Source organism: Bradyrhizobium sp. (genome assembly GCF_035570375.1).
Classification (GTDB): domain Bacteria; phylum Pseudomonadota; class Alphaproteobacteria; order Rhizobiales; family Xanthobacteraceae; genus Bradyrhizobium.
Genome location: NZ_DATMLW010000266.1, coordinates 1 through 16,152, shown reverse-complemented (window position 1 = coordinate 16,152; position 16,152 = coordinate 1). Strand labels below are relative to the sequence as shown.

Here is a 16,152-nt window from a genome sequence, read left to right as displayed (position 1 = left end):
CAGCGGGGCGGCGTCAGGTGAGGCGTACAGGCTGCCTCCCAGCAGAACCAGTGTCTGGGCATTTGCTGCGAAGCCTGAGCAAACAGCCGAGCCGAGAAGGCCGAGGAAAAGTCCAAGGAAAAGCGCCGTGCGGACCCAACGCCCTATCCGACGCGAAGCCTGCTGATTTTCCATGATGCGCTCCGATGCCAAGAACAAAGTCGGAGCGACAGTGCTCGAATAGTACGACGTCGCCTTGATAGTTCTTGCTTAGCCTGTGCGATCCTGGATGGCCGCGCCTTGTCACTCTTCAGGCGCGTTCTCGATCGGATCGAACCGGTCGGCTTCCAGGCCGAGCAGGTTCCACGATTGCAGCATGTGCGGCGGCAGCGGCGCGGTGACGTCGATCACGCCGCCGCGAGGATGCGGGATCATGATCCGCCGCGCCAGAAGATGCAGCCGGTTCTGCAGGCCGCCCGGCAATTCCCAGTTTTCCTTGTTGAAATATTTGGGATCGCCGACGATGGCGTGGCCGATATGCGCCATGTGTGCGCGCAACTGGTGCGTTCGCCCGGTGACCGGCTTCAACGAAACCCAGGCGAGTTTCTGCGCCGAGGTCTCGACCACGGCATAATAGGTCACCGCATGGTTTGCGCCCTCATCGCCATGGGCTGCGATCCGCATGATGGTGTCCTCCTCGCCTTCCTCCCTGGCGAGAAAGGTGGAGATGCGGCCCTGCTTCGGCTTCGGCACGCCGGCCACCAGCGCCCAATAGGTCTTGCGCGCCGAGCGGTGGCGGAAAGAACCGGTGAGCGCGGTTGCGGCAAAGCGGGTTTTCGCAACCAGGAGGCAGCCCGCGGTGTCCTTGTCGAGTCGATGCACCAGGCGCGGCTTCTGTCCTTTTGCATCGCGCATCACTTCCAGCATCTGGTCGATATGCCGCGTCGTTCCCGAGCCGCCCTGCACGGCAAGCCCGGCCGGCTTGTTGAGCACCAGCACGTCCGCGTCTTCAAAGAGCGTCAGCTCCTTCAGCGAGGCGAGGGTTTTTTGCGCGGCTTCCGAGAGCTGGGCGGTTATCCGCGGCGCATCCAGCCGCAGCGGTGGAATGCGGACGCTCTGCCCCGCCTCCAGCCGGTCCTTGCTGTCGGCGCGCTTGCCGTTGACGCGCAGCTCGCCTTTGCGAACGATGCGCTGGATGTGGGAGAACGACAGGCCGGGAAAGCGCGCCTCGAGAAAGCGGTCGACGCGCATACTGTTCTCATCCGCCGTCACGACCACGGTCTGAACCCTGGTCGGCGCTGCCTCTTCCCTCGCCGGCTCGGCCAAGACGGGCTTTGGCGAACGAGGCGCGTGATCCGCAAACCCCGACGGCTTGCCGCTCGCACGCTGTGCTTGCCCCCGCTCACCTTGCGAGGTCCGAAATGGACGTGAGCCTTTTGGGCCGTCGCGACGGTCGCGCGAAGAACGCTTGGGCAGAGGTCTCTTGTTGCGGCGGCTCATGATCTCTTTCCGTACCGCACCGGCACCCCGAAAATCCAGCCCTCACGACGATCGAAGCCTTCGCATTCCGGGTACATAAACGCGGCACTGTCGGCGAGCTTGCGCAATGCCGCGGCCGCGACCAGCGCATCCGCCTGATCGACAGACCGGCAAACAATGCCGCACTGACGCCGGCCATCATAAAAGCTGAGAGCCCTATCCAGGGCATCGTAGTTCGATGCCAGGAGATCAAGACGTCTCGGCCTTTCAACGCCCGCCTTGCGGTAGAAGAAGGAGGGGTAGATTTCTACGACCGTGGTTTTGGCTTCCTCAATTGCGTCGAATGGCCATATCGCGATCGACTTTCCGTGGCACGTCGCAATCTTGTGCAGCATCCGCATTCCGGAAAAGCTGCCGGCACCGACCTGAGCTCCAATCATATGATAGATTGAAATCGCGTTCCCCTCGACATCATCGACCTTGCGCCGATAGTTCCGGCGATAACGTTCGCCTCTATACTTGGTGTGCAAAATGTAGGGGCGAAAAGGGCTTTGCTCTCCCGTCCAGACCGGCCCTGCATAGAGATCCGGGGTCTGATCGCACAGCCCGTCGACAAAAGCCCACAGTGCCCTGACGTCGCCAATTTGTCTCGGCCCGACCAGATCGTTGTCCCATGGTATGGAGAAGGCAAAATCGATCCCGACAAGCGTGGGCTTGTCGTTGAGCTTGACGATGTAATCGATCACCTCCGGCCTGCTCCACCGTCCGCCGCATGTTGGAGCCACAAGCCGACATTCAGCGCTTCCCACCTCAATTTCGGCGATCTGGATGCCAGCGTGTCTGGCTCCCTTAGCGCCCGACCAATCGATGGCGACAAAGCGCCCGAAACCGGTCATTTCCGCTCCCTTCGCAGTTTGGCCCAATACTCCAGCCGCTTGCGGATTTCGCGCTCAAAGCCGCGCTCGGGCGGATCGTAGAAGGTCTGCCGGCCCATCGACTCCGGAAAGTAATCCTGCCCGGAGAAGGCTTCGGGCGTGTCGTGATCGTATTCGTAGCCTTCGCCGTAGCCTTCCGATTTCATCAACCTGGTCGGAGAATTCAGGATGTGCTTGGGCGGCAACAACGAGCCGCCCTCCTTTGCCGCACGCATCGCCGCTCCGAACGCCGTGTAGGCCGCGTTCGATTTCGGCGCGGTAGCGAGATAGATCACGGCCTGCGCGATTGCGAGTTCGCCTTCGGGAGAGCCGAGGAAATCAAAGGCGTCCTTGGCGGAATTGGCGACCGCGAGCGCCTGCGGATCGGCAAGCCCGATGTCCTCGACCGCCATGCGCACGACGCGCCGCGCCAGAAACAGCGGGTCTTCACCGGCGTCCAGCATCCGCGCCAGATAGTAGAGAGCCGCGTCGGGATCGGAGCCGCGCACCGATTTATGCAGCGCCGAGATCAGGTTGTAGTGTCCGTCCGCCGATTTGTCGTAAATCGGCGCGCGGCGCTGCAAGACCTCCTGCAACTGAGCGGCGGTGAAGATCTCGCCCTCGCGCGCGGCGCGCCAGACCTCTTCGGCCAATGTCAACGCGGCGCGTCCGTCGCCATCCGCCATCCGCGCCAGAACGGCGCGCGCTTGCTCATCCAGCGGCAGTTTCCTGCCCTCGACCTTCTCGGCGTGCAGGAACAGCCGTTCGATCGCCGCATGATCGAGCGAATGAAACACCAGCACGCGGGCGCGCGACAACAACGCCGCGTTGAGTTCGAAGGAGGGGTTTTCGGTGGTGGCGCCGACCAGCACCACGGTGCCGTCTTCCATCACGGGCAGAAACGAATCCTGCTGCGCGCGATTGAAGCGGTGCACCTCATCGACAAAGAGCAGCGTGCCCTTGCCCATTTCGCGTCGCGCGCGAGCCGCGTCGAACGCCTTCTTCAGATCGGCGACGCCGGAAAAGACCGCCGAGAGCTGTTCGAAATGCATCTCGGTCGCGTCCGCAAGCAGCCGCGCGACCGTGGTCTTGCCGGTGCCCGGAGGTCCCCAGAAGATCAGCGAGCCCACGTTGCGCGTTTCCAGCATGCGCGTCAGCGCGCCGTCCGGCCCCAGAATGTGTTCCTGGCCGACGACTTCCGACAGCTTTTTCGGGCGCAACCGATCGGGGAGCGGATGCGGCGCGTCCCTCTCCATCCCAGCCGCGGCGAACAGGCTGGCGCCCTCGTTTCTGCCTGGCCGTTTCGGGCTCATCCGCCCAGCGTCACATTGATCTGCTGGCCGCCGCGCACCAGCGTGATGCGCCAGAGCCGCGAGGAGTCGCGCGTGGCCTTTTCCAGATCGCTGGTCTTGAGGATTTTCTGATTATTGACCGACACGATGATGTCGCCTTTCTGGAATCCGACATTGGCTGCCGTTCCGCCGTCGGCGAGATCGGTCACCACGACACCTTCGGTATCGACATCCAGATGCAGTTCGTCGGCAACCGCTGGCGAAATGTTGGAGACCCTTGCGCCCTGGAAAGGCGAGCGTCCGGTCAGAACGATTTCGTTGCGTCCGCTATCGGGCGCGGTTTCCAGCGCCACCGTCAGCTTCAAATTCTTGCCGGCGCGCTGCACATCGATCTGAGAGCTGCCGCCGAGCGGACGCGTTGCAAAGCGGTAATCGAATGCGTTGGGATCCTCGATCGTCTGCCCGTCGATCGCGACGATCAGGTCCGATGACTTCAAGCCTGCGCGGGAGGCCGGACTGTTCGCAACGACGCTGGCGACCAGCGCGCCGCTCGGCAGTTTCAGCCCGAGTGTTTCGGCGATCTCCGGCGTCACCGTCTGCAATCTTGCGCCGAGCCACGGCCGCCTGACGGCCTTGCCGCCGCTTTTCGCCGAAGCCACCACCACGCGAACCATATTGGCGGGAATCGCAAAGCCGATGCCCTGCGATCCGCCGGAGCGGGAGAAGATCGCGGTATTGATGCCGGCAAGCCTGCCGGTCATGTCGACCAGCGCGCCGCCGGAATTGCCGGGATTGATCGCCGCGTCGGTCTGGATGAAGAACTGGTAGTCGGTGATGCCTACTTGCGTGCGCGCCAGCGCCGAAATGATGCCGTGGGTGACGGTCTGGCCGACGCCAAAGGGATTGCCGATCGCAAGTACGACGTCGCCCACCAACAGCTCGTCGGAATTGGCGAAATCGAGCGTCGGAAATTTTTCGCGGGCGTCCTTCAGCCGCAGCACGGCGAGATCGGTGCGGCTGTCCTTGAGAACGATCTCGGCCTCGAATTCGCGCTTGTCGGAAAGCGAGACCTTGACCTGATCGGCGCCTTCGATGACGTGGTTGTTGGTCACGACGAGGCCGGTCGCATCGACCATCACGCCCGACCCGAGCGAGCGCTGCATCTGTTCCGGTTGCTGGCCCGGCACCCCGAAAAAGCGGCGGAACAGCGGATCGTCCAACAGCGGATTGCGGTTCTGCACCATCTTGGCGGCATAGACGTTGACGACGGCCGGCTGCACCCGCTGCACGATCGGGGCGTAGGAGAGTTTCAATTCGGCCGCGGAAGCCGGCACGCGCCGGTCCTGGGCCATCGCGGCTGACGCAACCAAAAGGATGAACAATGCCGTAAAACAGCGAATAGCGCTCATGGAAAAATCCTGGGGGCGAGATGCCGCAAATATAGGCGCTTAAGCTCGCTATTAGAAGTGACCGGGGCGCTCGGCACGGCCATTGTGAGCCCAATCGACAGCACAATTGCAGATTTGCCATAAGCCTAATCCTTGCATTTCCGCCGGCCGGGCCGATAGGTAATGGCGCAGCCGGTGATGACAGGAACAGCAAGCTCGGGAGAACGCCAATGAAGGCCGTCGGATACAGAAAATCGCTGCCGATCGACGCAAGCGAGGCCCTGATCGATTTCGAGACCGAAAGGCCCGAACCGAAGGGCCGCGACATCCGCGTCGCGGTCAAGGCAATCTCCGCCAATCCGGTCGACTACAAGGTGCGCAAGCGCGCGGCTCCTCCGCAAGGCGAAACCAAGGTCCTCGGCTACGATGCCGCCGGTGTCGTCGATGCGGTCGGGCCTGAGGTGACGCTGTTTCGGCCCGGTGACGAGGTGTTCTACGCCGGCTCGATTCTTCGGCAAGGCACCAATTCGGAGTTTCACCTGGTTGACGAACGCATCGTCGGAGCAAAGCCGAAGAGCCTGCCGTTTGCGGAAGCCGCGGCACTGCCGTTGACCTCGATCACCGCCTGGGAATTGCTGTTTGATCGGCTCGGCGCGGTGCCGGGCAAGAGCGTCGATCCGCGCACGCTTCTGATCGTCGGCGGCGCCGGCGGCGTCGGCTCGATCCTGATCCAGCTTGCCCGCCGCCTCACAGGACTGACTGTCGTGGCGACCGCATCACGCGCGGAATCGCAAAAATGGTGCCTCGATCTCGGCGCCGATGCCGTCGTCGACCACTCGAAGCCGATGAAGGAACAGATCGAAAAGCTGAAGGTGCGGCCGGTGGCGCTGGTCGCAAGCCTGACCAATACCGACCAGCACTACAACGCGATTGCCGAGCTGATGGCGCCCCAGGGCAAATACGGGTTGATCGACGATCCCCCCGAATTCAACGTCGGCGTCTTCAAGGGCAAGGCGATCTCGATCCACTGGGAATCGATGTTCACCCGTTCATCGTTTCAGACAGAAGACATGATCGGCCAGCACCGCCTGCTCAACGACGTCGCCGACCTGATCGACAAGGGCGTGCTGCGCACCACGCTCGGCGAGAGATTCGGCACGATCAATGCCGCCAATCTGAAGCGGGCACACGCGCTGCTCGAAAGCGGCAAGTCGCGCGGCAAGATCGTGCTCGAGGGGTGGTGAGCTACTGAAATAGCTGAACCTATTCCGGCCGCGGCGTTTGCCGAAAGCTGCAGGCGCGGGAACACCGCGCCGGGCTTATGGAAGAACTGGTTCGCAGTCGCACGCAAAAAAAGCGGCGCTAACGCGCCGCTTTTGGTTTAACACCTTAGAGCCTTTTCGGTTCTGATTGAATCAGTACCGAGGCTCTAATTTCTTGTTTTGACGCGTTTTCTTCACGCGAACCGGTATCCACTTCGCTCGAAAACGCTATAGAAAGCCAATCAGGCGGCCTCGGCTTCGGCCTTTTCCTGCACCGGACCTGAATCCTGGCCCTTGGCATCGACGTCGCGGTCGACGAACTCGATCACCGCCATCGGCGCGTTGTCGCCATAGCGGAAGCCGGCCTTGATGATGCGGGTGTAGCCGCCGTGCCGATCCTTGTAGCGGGGGGCGAGCACGTCGAACAGTTTCTTCGCCTGGTCGACGTCGCGCATCTCCGAGATCGCCTGGCGGCGCATCGCAAGCCCGCCGCGCTTGCCGAGCGTAACGAGCTTCTCGACGATCGGGCGCAATTCCTTGGCCTTGGGCAGCGTGGTGACAATCTGCTCGTGCTTGATCAGCGCAGCAGCCATGTTGGCAAACATCGCGCGCCGGTGCTCGGCGGTGCGATTAAGCTTGCGGTGAACCTTACCGTGACGCATTTGACTATTCCTTGCTTTCCTTGTCGCGGACGGTTCGTCCGACATCTGCTCAGGTGGGCTGCCTGCGTTCGCCCTGGATGGCGAATAGCGAATTGTGAGTAGCGAATGGTTTTCTCACATTCGCTAATCGCTACTCCCTGTTCGCTCAGTAGTGATCCTCGAAGCGCTTGGCGAGCTCGTCGATGTTCTCGGGCGGCCAGCCCGGCACTTCCATGCCGAGATGCAGCCCCATCTGGGCCAGCACTTCCTTGATCTCGTTGAGCGACTTGCGGCCGAAATTCGGGGTGCGGAGCATTTCCGCTTCCGACTTCTGCACGAGATCGCCGATATAGACGATGTTGTCGTTCTTCAGACAGTTGGCCGAACGGACCGACAGTTCGAGTTCGTCGACCTTCTTGAGGAAGGCGGGATTGAAGGCGAGGTCCGGAATGATCTCCTGGGCGACTTCCTTGCGCGGCTCCTCGAAATTGACGAACACGTTGAGCTGATCCTGCAGGATGCGCGCGGCAAAGGCGACCGCATCGTCCGGCGAGATCGCGCCGTTGGTCTCGATCGACATCGTCAGCTTGTCGTAGTCGAGGATCTGGCCCTCGCGGGTGTTCTCGACCTTGTAGGAAACCTTGCGCACCGGGGAGTAGAGGCTGTCGACGGGGATCAGTCCGATCGGCGCGTCCTCGGGACGGTTGCGCTCGGCGGCGACATAGCCCTTGCCCGAGGAGACCGTGAATTCCATGCGGATCTCGGCGCCTTCATCGAGGGTGCAGATCTGCAGTTCCGGATTGAGCACGGTGATATCGCCGACGGTCTGGATGTCGCCGGCAGTCACCACGCCCGGCCCCTGCTTCTTCACGACCATGCGCTTGGGGCCTTCGCCCTGCATCTTGATCGAGATGTCCTTGATGTTGAGCACGATGTCCGTGACGTCCTCGCGGACGCCCGCGATCGAGGAGAACTCGTGCAGCACGCCGTCGATGTGCACCGACTGCACCGCGGCGCCCTGCAGCGAGGAAAGCAGGATGCGGCGGAGCGCATTGCCCAGCGTCTGGCCAAAACCGCGTTCGAGCGGCTCGGCAACGAGGGTCGCATAACGGGTCGCGTCGGTGCCCGGAGAAACCTGTAGCTTGTTGGGCCGGATAAGTTCTTGCCAATTTTTCTGGATCGTCACTGTTTCACCCATGGGCCAGTCGATTTGCCACAATCACTGGCGTTGGAGACCTCGCGGATCATTCCGCGGCTTGAAATATTTCCCAAAAACCCGTCGCGGGCGGCAAAGCCACCCGCACCTTGAAGCATCAAACCCGCCGGCGCTTGCGCGGACGGCAGCCATTGTGCGGGATCGTCGTCACGTCACGGATCGAGGTGACGGTGAAGCCCGCAGCCTGCAGCGCACGAAGCGCCGATTCACGCCCCGAACCGGGGCCTGCAACTTCAACCTCCAGCGTGCGCATGCCGTGTTCCTGCGCCTTCCTGGAGACGTCTTCGGCCGCGACCTGCGCGGCATAGGGGGTCGACTTGCGCGAGCCCTTGAAGCCCATCGTGCCCGCCGACGACCAGGCGATAGTATTGCCCTGTGCATCGGTGATGGTGATGGTCGTGTTGTTGAACGACGAATTCACGTGCGCCACGCCGGAGGCGATGTTCTTGCGCTCACGGCGGCGTACGCGGGTGGCTTCCTTGCCCATTTAAGAACCTTTCCTGACGATCTCAACGCCGCCGTAATGCCAGCGGCTACACCTGACGAGCGAGTAGCGAGTAGCGAATGGTAAGGTTCGCGCCCTACTCGCTATTTCGCCATTCCCTATTCGCCAACTTACTTCTTCTTGCCGGCAATCGACTTGGCCGGACCCTTGCGCGTGCGCGCATTGGTGTGGGTGCGCTGACCACGCACCGGCAACCCGCGTCGATGGCGCAGGCCGCGATAGCAGCCGAGATCCATCAGGCGCTTGATGTTCATGCCGACCTCGCGACGCAGGTCGCCCTCGACCATGTAGTCGCGGTCGATCACTTCGCGGATCTGCAGAACCTCCTGGTCGGTCAACTGACTGACGCGACGGTCAGTGGGGATCTTCACCTTCTCCATGATCTCGGCCGCCGATTTCGAACCGATGCCATGGATGTACTGGAGCGCGATCAGCACGCGCTTGTTGGTCGGGATATTCACACCGGCAATACGGGCCACGGACTTCTCTCCTGTCGCCGGTCCCTTGGGGATACGGCCTTTTTTGCTGTCTTAAGCTATCTCGGGCAGGTGTTCACAAACGCGAACACGACGCCCTTCCCCTCGATTATTCGGGGCCCGGCATCGTCTTGAAACTATCCGACTGGATGCGGGGCTTATTAAAGGATTCAACTTGGTTTCGTCAACCGCCTCTATGCCTTAGCTCGCTTTTTCGTGACCTTTTTTGCAACTTTCCGCGCCCTCCCGGCGGCGCGCTTCCTGGCACCGGTAGAAGCCTTCAGGGACGATTTTTTGGGCCGTCTGGAGGCCTTTTTCCCGGGCTTCCCGGCCGCTTTGGCGGCCTTTTTAGCGGTATTGGGTGCGGATTTGGCGACTTTGCGGCCCGGCCGCTTGGCGGCCCTCGCCGCCAGCCTTCCCATGACCGGTCTTTTGGACGCCCTGGTCTCCACGGCGCCGATGGCGGCCAAGATGCGGTTGATCTCGTGGGTCACGTGCTCGATGGTCATCATGCCATCGACAGTGAGCAATTTGCGCCGTTCCGAATAATAGTGGATCAGCGGTTCGGTCTGCGCCCGGTAGTTCGCCAGCCGCTTCGTCAGCACCTCCGACGTATCGTCGATCCGCACCTCTTCGCCGCGCGAGCGCATCTCCGCGACCCTGCTTTCGACCCGCTGCAGCAGCGCGCTTTCATTGACGCGAAGCTCGATGACGGCGTCGAGCTTGAGGCGCTTCTTCCTCAATAGTTCGTCGAGCGCCTCGGCCTGCGGCACCGTGCGCGGAAAACCGTCGAGGATGAAACCCCTGGCGGCGTCCGGCTGGTCCAGCCGATCGGAGATGATCCCGATCACGATATTGTCCGGCACCAGGGAGCCGCTCGCCATGATTTCCTGGGCTTTGAGGCCGACCGGTGTCTGCGCCGCCGCCGCCGCGCGCAGCATTTCGCCGGTGGAAAGCTGGACGATGCCGTGCCGCTTGATCAGCCTTTGCGCCTGCGTTCCCTTGCCCGATCCCGGCGGTCCCAGAAGAATCAGTCTCATGTGCGTTCGCCCCCCGGCTCGGTGAGCGAGTAATCGCACACCACTCTGCAAAATCATCAATGGCGCCAATTGAGATCAGCGCGAACGCCTTTTTTAAAGCGCGCGGATCAGCGACGGCGCCCCCTCAATTTCGATTTTCTGATCAGCCCCTCATATTGATGGGCGAGCAAATATCCCTGAACCTGCGCCACCGTATCCATGGTCACGCTGACGACGATCAACAGCGAGGTTCCGCCGAAATAAAACGGCACCGAAGCGTAGGAAATCAGGATTTCGGGGATCAGGCAGACGATAGCGAGATAGACTGCCCCTACCACCGTGATCCGCGACAACACATAGTCGATATATTCGGCCGTGCGCTCACCCGGCCGAATGCCGGGGATGAAGCCGCCATGCTTTTTCAGGTTGTCGGCGGTCTCCGTCGGATTGAACACGATTGCGGTGTAGAAAAAGGCGAAGAACACAATCAGCGCCAGATAAAGGATCAGAAACAGCGGGCGGCCGTGACCGAGCTGGGTGGTGATCCATTGAAACCATTCCGGCCCGCGGCCGGCATTGAAATTCGCAACCGTGGTCGGCAGCAGCAAGAGCGAGGACGCGAAGATCGGCGGAATCACGCCCGAGGTGTTCAGTTTGAGCGGCAGATGCGAAGACTGGCCTTCGAACATCTTGTTGCCGACCTGACGCTTCGGATACTGGATCAGCAGGCGCCGCTGCGCCCGTTCCATGAACACGATGAACGCGATCACCGCGACCGCCATCACGATCACGATCAGAATGAGACCGGTGGACAGCGCGCCCTGACGGCCGAGTTCGAGCATGTTGGCAAGCGCCGAGGGCAATTCGGCGACGATGCCGGAAAGGATGATCAGCGAGATGCCGTTGCCGATGCCGCGCGAGGTGACCTGCTCGCCGAGCCACATCAGGAACATGGTGCCCCCGGTCAGCGTGATCGTGGTCGACAGGCGGAAAAACAGGCCGGGATCGCTGACCACGTTGCCCGCGCCCTCGAGCCCGACTGCGATACCGTAGGACTGGAACGCGGCGAGGATCACGGTTAGATAACGCGTGTACTGGTTCAGCGTCTTGCGGCCCGCTTCGCCTTCCTTCTTCAGCGCCTCAAGCTGCGGGGAAACCGTGGTCAAAAGCTGGATGATGATCGATGCCGAGATGTACGGCATGATATTGAGCGCAAAGATCGCCATGCGGTGGATGCCGCCGCCGGCGAACATGTTGAACATGCCGAGAATGCCGCCGGCTTGCGAGCGGAATACCTGCTCCCAGATGTTGGGGTCGATGCCGGGCAGCGGAATATAGGTTCCGAGCCGATAGACGAGCAGCGCACCCAGCGTGAACCAGATCCGCTTCTTCAATTCTTCGGCTTTTCCAAGCGCCGAAAAGTTGAGGTTGGCCGCAAGTTGTTCCGCTGCTGAGACCATGTTTGGCTTTCTCCTGCGCTTTCCGCTGCAAGGCCCCGAAAAGTCGGGACATTTGGCGGACGCCGGACATTATTTGGTGCTCGGCTTCGATAAGTCCATCGCCCCGTCGTCAAGATCGCCTGCAAGCTGCGGACGATGACGCAGATGTTACGCCGCCTTGCCTTCTTCCTTTTTTGCGGGGCCGAGAATTTTCACCGTGCCGCCGGCCTTCTCAACCGCCGCGATGGCGGATTTCGAAGCGCCGTGAACCTCGATTGTGAGCTTGGCCTTGAGTTCGCCGCGGCCGAGCAGGCGCACGCCGTCCTTGGCGCGCCGCAACACGCCGGATTTCACCAGCTTCTCGGCGTTGATGGTGTCCTGGGCATCGATCTGCTTGGCATCAATCGCCTGCTGCAGACGGTCAAGATTGATTTCGACGAATTCGAGCCGGAAGACGTTGTTGAAGCCCCGCTTCGGCAGCCGCCGGTGCAGCGGCATCTGGCCGCCTTCAAAACCCTTGATGCGCACGCCCGAGCGGGCGGTCTGGCCCTTGCCGCCGCGCCCCGAGGTCTTGCCCTTGCCCGAACCGATGCCACGGCCCACGCGCATCCGCTTTTTGCGCGAGCCGGCATTGTCGGCGATATCGCTGAGCTTCATCGTTCGCTTCCTTTATCTCTGGACCATGATCTGGTCCAAAAAGCGGCTTCCACTTCTCGGGATCATGCTCCGACCTCCTTACTTCTCGCCGACGACGCGGACGAGATGTTGAACCTTGGCGATCATGCCGCGAACTTCCGGAGTATCCTTCAGTTCGGCGACGCGGCCGATCTTGTTGAGCTTGAGGCCGACCAGCGTCGTGCGCTGCGAGTGGTGGCGGCGAATCGGGCTGCCGGTCTGCTCGACCTTGATCGTCTTTGCGGCCTTGGCCATGGTCTAAAACTCCGTGACGCGCGAAAGCGCGGACTGTTGTTATTCGGCAACCGTTTCGGCGTCACCGCCGAGGCGGCGCGCCTGCAAGGCCGAGACCTTGATGTTGCGGCGTGCCGCGACCGAGCGCGGCGAATCCTGGTGCTTGAGCGCGTTGAAGGTGGCGCGGACCATGTTGTAGGGATTCGACGAACCGATCGATTTTGCGACCACGTCCTGGATGCCGAGCGTCTCGAAAACCGCGCGCATCGGACCACCCGCGATGATGCCGGTACCCGCAGGTGCAGCCCGCAAATAGACCCGGCCTGCGCCGTGGCGGCCGGAAATGTCGTGATGCAGCGTGCGGCCTTCGCGCAGCGCCACGCGCGTCAAATTGCGCTTGGCGGCGTCGGTCGCCTTGCGGATCGCCTCCGGAACCTCGCGCGCCTTGCCATGGCCGAAACCGACCCGGCCCTTCTGGTCGCCGATTACGACCAGCGCCGCAAAGCCGAAGCGCTTGCCGCCCTTGACGACCTTGGCCACACGATTGATGTGGACGAGCTTGTCGACGAACTCGCTGTCGCGTTCCTCGCGATCCCTGCTTCGTTCGCGTCCGCCGCGTTCGCGTTCACCTGCCATGGTGTTTTTCCGTTTCCTTGAAAATCCAGTTAGAAGCTCAATCCGCTTTCGCGCGCCGCATCCGCGAGCGCCTTGACGCGGCCGTGATAGAGATAACCGCCGCGATCGAACACGACCTCGGTGACGCCGTTCTTCACCGCGCGCTCGGCGAGCAACTTGCCGACCGCCTTGGCGGCGTCGATGTTCGCCCCGGTCTTGCCGCCCTCGCGCATCGTCTTCTCCAGCGAAGACGCCGACGCAAGTGTCACGCCCTTGAGGTCATCGATGACCTGGGCGTAGATATGCTTGGACGAGCGGAATACCGACAGACGCGGGCGGCCGCCACCGGAACGGCGCAACGACAGCCTCACGCGCTGCTTGCGCCGGGCGTTCGTAACCTTCACTCTCGACATGACCGGCTCCGTTACTTCTTCTTGCCTTCCTTGCGGAAGATGAATTCGTCGACATATTTCACGCCCTTGCCCTTGTACGGTTCCGGCGGGCGGTAGCTGCGGATTTCGGCTGCGACCTGGCCGACGCGCTGGCTGTCATTGCCGACGATGACGATCTCGGTCGGCTTCGGCACCGTGATCGCGATCCCTTCCGGGATCTGGAAGATGACGTCGTGGCTGTAGCCGAGCGCGAGCTGCAGGTTCTTGCCCTGCAGCGACGCACGATAGCCGACGCCGTTGATTTCGAGCCGCTTCTCGAAACCCTTGGTGACGCCGGCGACGAGGTTGGCCACCTGAGCGCGCGCCGTGCCGTACATCGCCTGCGCGCGGTTGGTCTTGACCCTGGGCGCGACCTTGATCACGCCATTCTCGAACTTCACCTCGACGTCGTCATGGGCGATGAACTGAAGCTGGCCCTTCGGGCCCTTCATCTTCACCGTCTGTCCCTCGACGGTCGCGGTGACCCCTGAGGGGATCGTCACAGGCCGCTTGCCGATACGTGACATGGCTCAATCCCTCCTGACTGGCATCTCCGGCGAAGCTATCCACCTCTCCGGAACGCGCACTAGAACACCGTGAAAAGGATTTCGCCGCCCACATTCGCGTCGCGCGCGTCGTGGTCGGCCATAATTCCCTTCGGCGTCGACAATACCGAAATGCCTAAACCGTTGTTGATGCGCGGCAGGTTCTTCACCGAGGCATAGACGCGCCGTCCCGGCTTCGATACCCGCTCGATCTCGCGGATCACGGGCTCGCCGTCAAAATATTTCAACTCGATCTCGAGCTCGCTGCGCCCCGACGGATGCTCCACGCTGGCGTAGCCGCGGATGTAGCCTTCGGCCTTCAGCACTTCGAGCACGTTGGCGCGCATCTTCGAGCCGGGGCTCGAAACCTTCGACTTCGACCGCATTTGCGCGTTGCGGATGCGGGTGATGAGATCGCTGATCGGATCGTGCGTTGACATGTTACGACCCTCCTTACCAGCTCGACTTCACGAGCCCCGGAACCAGGCCCTTGGAGCCGAGTTCGCGCAGCGCGATGCGGGAAAGCTTGTTCTTGCGGTAGTTCGAGCGCGGGCGCCCCGTCAGCTCGCAACGATTGCGGATCCGGGTCGGCGACGAATTGCGCGGCATCTCGGCAAGCTTCAGCGTCGCCGCAAACCGCTCTTCCATCGGCTTGCTCTTGTCGGCGACGATCGCCTTCAGCTTTGCACGGCGGGCGGCGGCATTCTTGGCCATCCGCTTGCGCCGGTTGTTCTTCTCGATCGAACTCTTCTTTGCCATGCTTGGCTCCTTGCGGTTCCGCGTTTGAGAGGCTTTTGTCAGCCTCTCACTGCCGGAACGGGAAATTGAATGCGGTCAATAACGCCCTCGCTTCGTCATCGGTGCGCGCGGTGGTGCACACCGTGACGTCCATGCCCCACGTTTCCCCCGCCTTGTCGAAATCGATTTCGGGGAAAATGATGTGCTCTTTGATGCCGAGCGAATAGTTGCCGCGGCCGTCGAAGCTCTTCGGGTTCAGCCCGCGGAAGTCGCGCACGCGCGGCAGCGCGACATTCACGAGGCGGTCGATGAACTCGTACATGCGCGCCTTGCGCAGCGTGACCTTGCAGCCGATCGGCTGGTTTTCACGCAGCTTGTAGGTCGAGATCGCGATCCGCGAATAGGTCACGACCGCCTTCTGCCCTGCGATCAGCGACAGGTCGGCCGCCGCCAGCTCGGCCTTCTTGCGGTCGTTGACGGCTTCGCCGATGCCCATGTTGAGCACGACCTTGTCCAGGCGCGGCACCTGCAACATGTTGGAGTAGCCGAACTGTTCGGTCAGCTTGCTGCGGATGCTCCTGTCGTATTCCGCGCGCAGGCGCGGGACGTATGCGGTCTCAGCCATCGATCTCTGCTCCCGTGCGTTTGGCAATGCGTACCTTGGTGCCATCCGCCTGAATCTTGAAACCTACGCGGGTCGGCTTGCCGTCCTTGCCGACGATCGCAATGTTGGAAAGGTGGATCGGCGCCTCTTTCGAGATGATGCCGCCCTCCTGCGCCTGGGTCTGCTTCTGGTGGCGTTTGACGAGGTTGACGCCCCGCACCAGCGCCTTGTCTTCGGCGGTGCGCACCTCGAACACCTCGCCGGTGCGACCCTTGTCGCGGCCCGACAACACGATAACCTTGTCACCCTTGCGGATCTTGGCCGCCATCACAGCACCTCCGGGGCGAGCGAGATGATCTTCATGTGGTTCTTGGCGCGAAGTTCGCGCGGCACGGGCCCGAAGATACGGGTGCCCACCGGCTCCGACTGGTTGTTGATCAGCACGGCGGCGTTGCGGTCGAAGCGGATGACCGAACCGTCGGGACGGCGGATGTCCTTGCGGACCCGCACCACGACGGCCTTCATCACGTCGCCCTTCTTCACCTTGCCGCGCGGAATGGCTTCCTTGATCGACACGACAATGACGTCGCCCACGGTGGCATAGCGGCGCTTGGAGCCCCCAAGCACCTTGATGCACATGACACGGCGTGCGCCTGAATTATCGGCCACGTCGAGGTTGGTCTGCATCTGAATCATTGAT

The 16,152-nt window shown here is 62.0% G+C and carries 21 protein-coding genes; 1 reads left to right on the top strand and 20 read right to left on the bottom strand.

Translation table 11 applies throughout. The features are described 5' to 3' along the window. Positions 1 to 282: 282 nt before the first annotated feature. The 4 genes from VNX23_RS29375 to VNX23_RS29360 all read right to left on the bottom strand — a co-directional run bounded on the left by VNX23_RS29375 (position 283) and on the right by VNX23_RS29360 (position 5,073). On the bottom strand, positions 283 to 1,479 hold the full coding sequence (locus VNX23_RS29375; RefSeq protein WP_325635097.1) for an RluA family pseudouridine synthase: 1,197 nt from the start codon (positions 1,477 to 1,479) through the stop codon (positions 283 to 285). Next, the gene (locus VNX23_RS29370; RefSeq protein WP_325635095.1) at positions 1,476 to 2,204 is read right to left on the bottom strand and encodes a hypothetical protein; all 729 of its coding nucleotides are present in this window, start codon (positions 2,202 to 2,204) and stop codon (positions 1,476 to 1,478) included. Before VNX23_RS29370 ends, VNX23_RS29375 begins: the two co-directional genes overlap by 4 nt. 146 nt (positions 2,205 to 2,350) lie before the next feature. After that, positions 2,351 to 3,685, bottom strand: coding sequence for a replication-associated recombination protein A (locus tag VNX23_RS29365; RefSeq protein WP_325635093.1), 1,335 nt, complete (start codon positions 3,683 to 3,685; stop codon positions 2,351 to 2,353). Then, the gene (locus tag VNX23_RS29360; protein ID WP_325635091.1) at positions 3,682 to 5,073 is read right to left on the bottom strand and encodes a DegQ family serine endoprotease; all 1,392 of its coding nucleotides are present in this window, start codon (positions 5,071 to 5,073) and stop codon (positions 3,682 to 3,684) included. Before VNX23_RS29360 ends, VNX23_RS29365 begins: the two co-directional genes overlap by 4 nt. Before the next feature lie 209 nt (positions 5,074 to 5,282). Here VNX23_RS29360 and VNX23_RS29355 point away from each other — a divergent pair, with 209 nt between their 5' ends. Next, entirely contained in the window at positions 5,283 to 6,296 is a 1,014-nt protein-coding gene (locus VNX23_RS29355) for a zinc-binding alcohol dehydrogenase family protein (RefSeq protein WP_325635089.1), read from the top strand. 260 nt (positions 6,297 to 6,556) lie between these two features. Here the strand turns inward: VNX23_RS29355 and rplQ are convergent, their stop codons facing one another. From rplQ to rplN, 16 genes are all read right to left on the bottom strand, one after another. Beyond that, positions 6,557 to 6,976, bottom strand: a complete 420-nt coding sequence (gene rplQ, locus VNX23_RS29350) for a 50S ribosomal protein L17 (RefSeq protein WP_325635087.1) — start codon at positions 6,974 to 6,976, stop codon at positions 6,557 to 6,559. A gap of 145 nt (positions 6,977 to 7,121) precedes the next feature. Beyond that, on the bottom strand, positions 7,122 to 8,153 hold the full coding sequence (locus tag VNX23_RS29345) for a DNA-directed RNA polymerase subunit alpha (RefSeq protein WP_325635086.1): 1,032 nt from the start codon (positions 8,151 to 8,153) through the stop codon (positions 7,122 to 7,124). 115 nt (positions 8,154 to 8,268) lie between these two features. Further along, positions 8,269 to 8,658, bottom strand: coding sequence for a 30S ribosomal protein S11 (rpsK, locus tag VNX23_RS29340; RefSeq protein ID WP_325635084.1), 390 nt, complete (start codon positions 8,656 to 8,658; stop codon positions 8,269 to 8,271). A 128-nt stretch (positions 8,659 to 8,786) separates the two neighbouring features. Continuing rightward, positions 8,787 to 9,155, bottom strand: coding sequence for a 30S ribosomal protein S13 (gene rpsM / locus VNX23_RS29335; protein WP_325635082.1), 369 nt, complete (start codon positions 9,153 to 9,155; stop codon positions 8,787 to 8,789). Positions 9,156 to 9,346: 191 nt separating this feature from the next. After that, on the bottom strand, positions 9,347 to 10,192 hold the full coding sequence (locus tag VNX23_RS29330; RefSeq protein ID WP_325635080.1) for an adenylate kinase: 846 nt from the start codon (positions 10,190 to 10,192) through the stop codon (positions 9,347 to 9,349). A 107-nt stretch (positions 10,193 to 10,299) separates the two neighbouring features. Next, positions 10,300 to 11,631 (bottom strand): preprotein translocase subunit SecY, encoded by a 1,332-nt coding sequence (gene secY / locus VNX23_RS29325; protein WP_325635078.1) that lies wholly within the window; start codon positions 11,629 to 11,631, stop codon positions 10,300 to 10,302. 147 nt (positions 11,632 to 11,778) lie between these two features. Beyond that, the gene (rplO, locus tag VNX23_RS29320; protein WP_325635076.1) at positions 11,779 to 12,267 is read right to left on the bottom strand and encodes a 50S ribosomal protein L15; all 489 of its coding nucleotides are present in this window, start codon (positions 12,265 to 12,267) and stop codon (positions 11,779 to 11,781) included. A 78-nt stretch (positions 12,268 to 12,345) separates the two neighbouring features. After that, positions 12,346 to 12,540, bottom strand: coding sequence for a 50S ribosomal protein L30 (gene rpmD / locus VNX23_RS29315; protein WP_325635074.1), 195 nt, complete (start codon positions 12,538 to 12,540; stop codon positions 12,346 to 12,348). A gap of 39 nt (positions 12,541 to 12,579) precedes the next feature. After that, positions 12,580 to 13,155, bottom strand: a complete 576-nt coding sequence (rpsE, locus tag VNX23_RS29310) for a 30S ribosomal protein S5 (RefSeq protein ID WP_325635072.1) — start codon at positions 13,153 to 13,155, stop codon at positions 12,580 to 12,582. Positions 13,156 to 13,184: 29 nt separating this feature from the next. Beyond that, entirely contained in the window at positions 13,185 to 13,547 is a 363-nt protein-coding gene (gene rplR, locus VNX23_RS29305; RefSeq protein ID WP_325635070.1) for a 50S ribosomal protein L18, read from the bottom strand. Positions 13,548 to 13,558: 11 nt separating this feature from the next. Next, positions 13,559 to 14,092 carry a 50S ribosomal protein L6 gene (gene rplF, locus VNX23_RS29300; protein WP_325635068.1) on the bottom strand — a complete coding sequence of 178 codons (534 nt, stop codon included), beginning with the start codon at positions 14,090 to 14,092 and terminating at the stop codon, positions 13,559 to 13,561. 59 nt (positions 14,093 to 14,151) lie between these two features. Beyond that, complete coding sequence (gene rpsH, locus VNX23_RS29295; protein WP_325635066.1) at positions 14,152 to 14,550, bottom strand: 30S ribosomal protein S8; 399 nt, start codon at positions 14,548 to 14,550, stop codon at positions 14,152 to 14,154. 13 nt (positions 14,551 to 14,563) lie between these two features. Beyond that, entirely contained in the window at positions 14,564 to 14,869 is a 306-nt protein-coding gene (gene rpsN / locus VNX23_RS29290) for a 30S ribosomal protein S14 (protein WP_325635065.1), read from the bottom strand. 46 nt (positions 14,870 to 14,915) lie between these two features. Further along, a complete protein-coding gene (gene rplE / locus VNX23_RS29285) occupies positions 14,916 to 15,473 on the bottom strand; it encodes a 50S ribosomal protein L5 (protein WP_325635064.1) in 558 nt (185 codons plus the stop codon). Beyond that, complete coding sequence (rplX, locus tag VNX23_RS29280) at positions 15,466 to 15,780, bottom strand: 50S ribosomal protein L24 (protein WP_325635063.1); 315 nt, start codon at positions 15,778 to 15,780, stop codon at positions 15,466 to 15,468. The genes rplE and rplX overlap by 8 nt, the downstream gene beginning before the upstream one ends. Then, on the bottom strand, positions 15,780 to 16,148 hold the full coding sequence (gene rplN, locus VNX23_RS29275) for a 50S ribosomal protein L14 (RefSeq protein WP_011441195.1): 369 nt from the start codon (positions 16,146 to 16,148) through the stop codon (positions 15,780 to 15,782). Before rplN ends, rplX begins: the two co-directional genes overlap by 1 nt. Between the last annotated feature and the right edge of the window lie 4 nt (positions 16,149 to 16,152).

Excerpts from the sequence above, each read along its gene's own strand:
- VNX23_RS29330 (WP_325635080.1), bottom strand. The coding sequence starts at position 10,192 with ATGAGACTGATTCTTCTGGGACCGCCGGGATCGGGCAAGGGAACGCAG.
- VNX23_RS29365 (WP_325635093.1), bottom strand. The coding sequence starts at position 3,685 with ATGAGCCCGAAACGGCCAGGCAGAAACGAGGGCGCCAGCCTGTTCGCC.
- VNX23_RS29360 (WP_325635091.1), bottom strand. The coding sequence starts at position 5,073 with ATGAGCGCTATTCGCTGTTTTACGGCATTGTTCATCCTTTTGGTTGCG.
- rplF (WP_325635068.1), bottom strand. The coding sequence starts at position 14,092 with ATGTCACGTATCGGCAAGCGGCCTGTGACGATCCCCTCAGGGGTCACC.
- rpsN (WP_325635065.1), bottom strand. The coding sequence starts at position 14,869 with ATGGCAAAGAAGAGTTCGATCGAGAAGAACAACCGGCGCAAGCGGATG.
- rpsE (WP_325635072.1), bottom strand. The coding sequence starts at position 13,155 with ATGGCAGGTGAACGCGAACGCGGCGGACGCGAACGAAGCAGGGATCGC.
- rpsH (WP_325635066.1), bottom strand. The coding sequence starts at position 14,550 with ATGTCAACGCACGATCCGATCAGCGATCTCATCACCCGCATCCGCAAC.
- VNX23_RS29345 (WP_325635086.1), bottom strand. The coding sequence starts at position 8,153 with ATGGGTGAAACAGTGACGATCCAGAAAAATTGGCAAGAACTTATCCGG.
- rplX (WP_325635063.1), bottom strand. The coding sequence starts at position 15,780 with ATGGCGGCCAAGATCCGCAAGGGTGACAAGGTTATCGTGTTGTCGGGC.
- rplQ (WP_325635087.1), bottom strand. The coding sequence starts at position 6,976 with ATGCGTCACGGTAAGGTTCACCGCAAGCTTAATCGCACCGCCGAGCAC.
- rplE (WP_325635064.1), bottom strand. The coding sequence starts at position 15,473 with ATGGCTGAGACCGCATACGTCCCGCGCCTGCGCGCGGAATACGACAGG.
- rpmD (WP_325635074.1), bottom strand. The coding sequence starts at position 12,540 with ATGGCCAAGGCCGCAAAGACGATCAAGGTCGAGCAGACCGGCAGCCCG.
- rplO (WP_325635076.1), bottom strand. The coding sequence starts at position 12,267 with ATGAAGCTCAGCGATATCGCCGACAATGCCGGCTCGCGCAAAAAGCGG.
- secY (WP_325635078.1), bottom strand. The coding sequence starts at position 11,631 with ATGGTCTCAGCAGCGGAACAACTTGCGGCCAACCTCAACTTTTCGGCG.
- VNX23_RS29355 (WP_325635089.1), top strand. The coding sequence starts at position 5,283 with ATGAAGGCCGTCGGATACAGAAAATCGCTGCCGATCGACGCAAGCGAG.
- VNX23_RS29375 (WP_325635097.1), bottom strand. The coding sequence starts at position 1,479 with ATGAGCCGCCGCAACAAGAGACCTCTGCCCAAGCGTTCTTCGCGCGAC.
- rplR (WP_325635070.1), bottom strand. The coding sequence starts at position 13,547 with ATGTCGAGAGTGAAGGTTACGAACGCCCGGCGCAAGCAGCGCGTGAGG.
- rpsK (WP_325635084.1), bottom strand. The coding sequence starts at position 8,658 with ATGGGCAAGGAAGCCACCCGCGTACGCCGCCGTGAGCGCAAGAACATC.
- rplN (WP_011441195.1), bottom strand. The coding sequence starts at position 16,148 with ATGATTCAGATGCAGACCAACCTCGACGTGGCCGATAATTCAGGCGCA.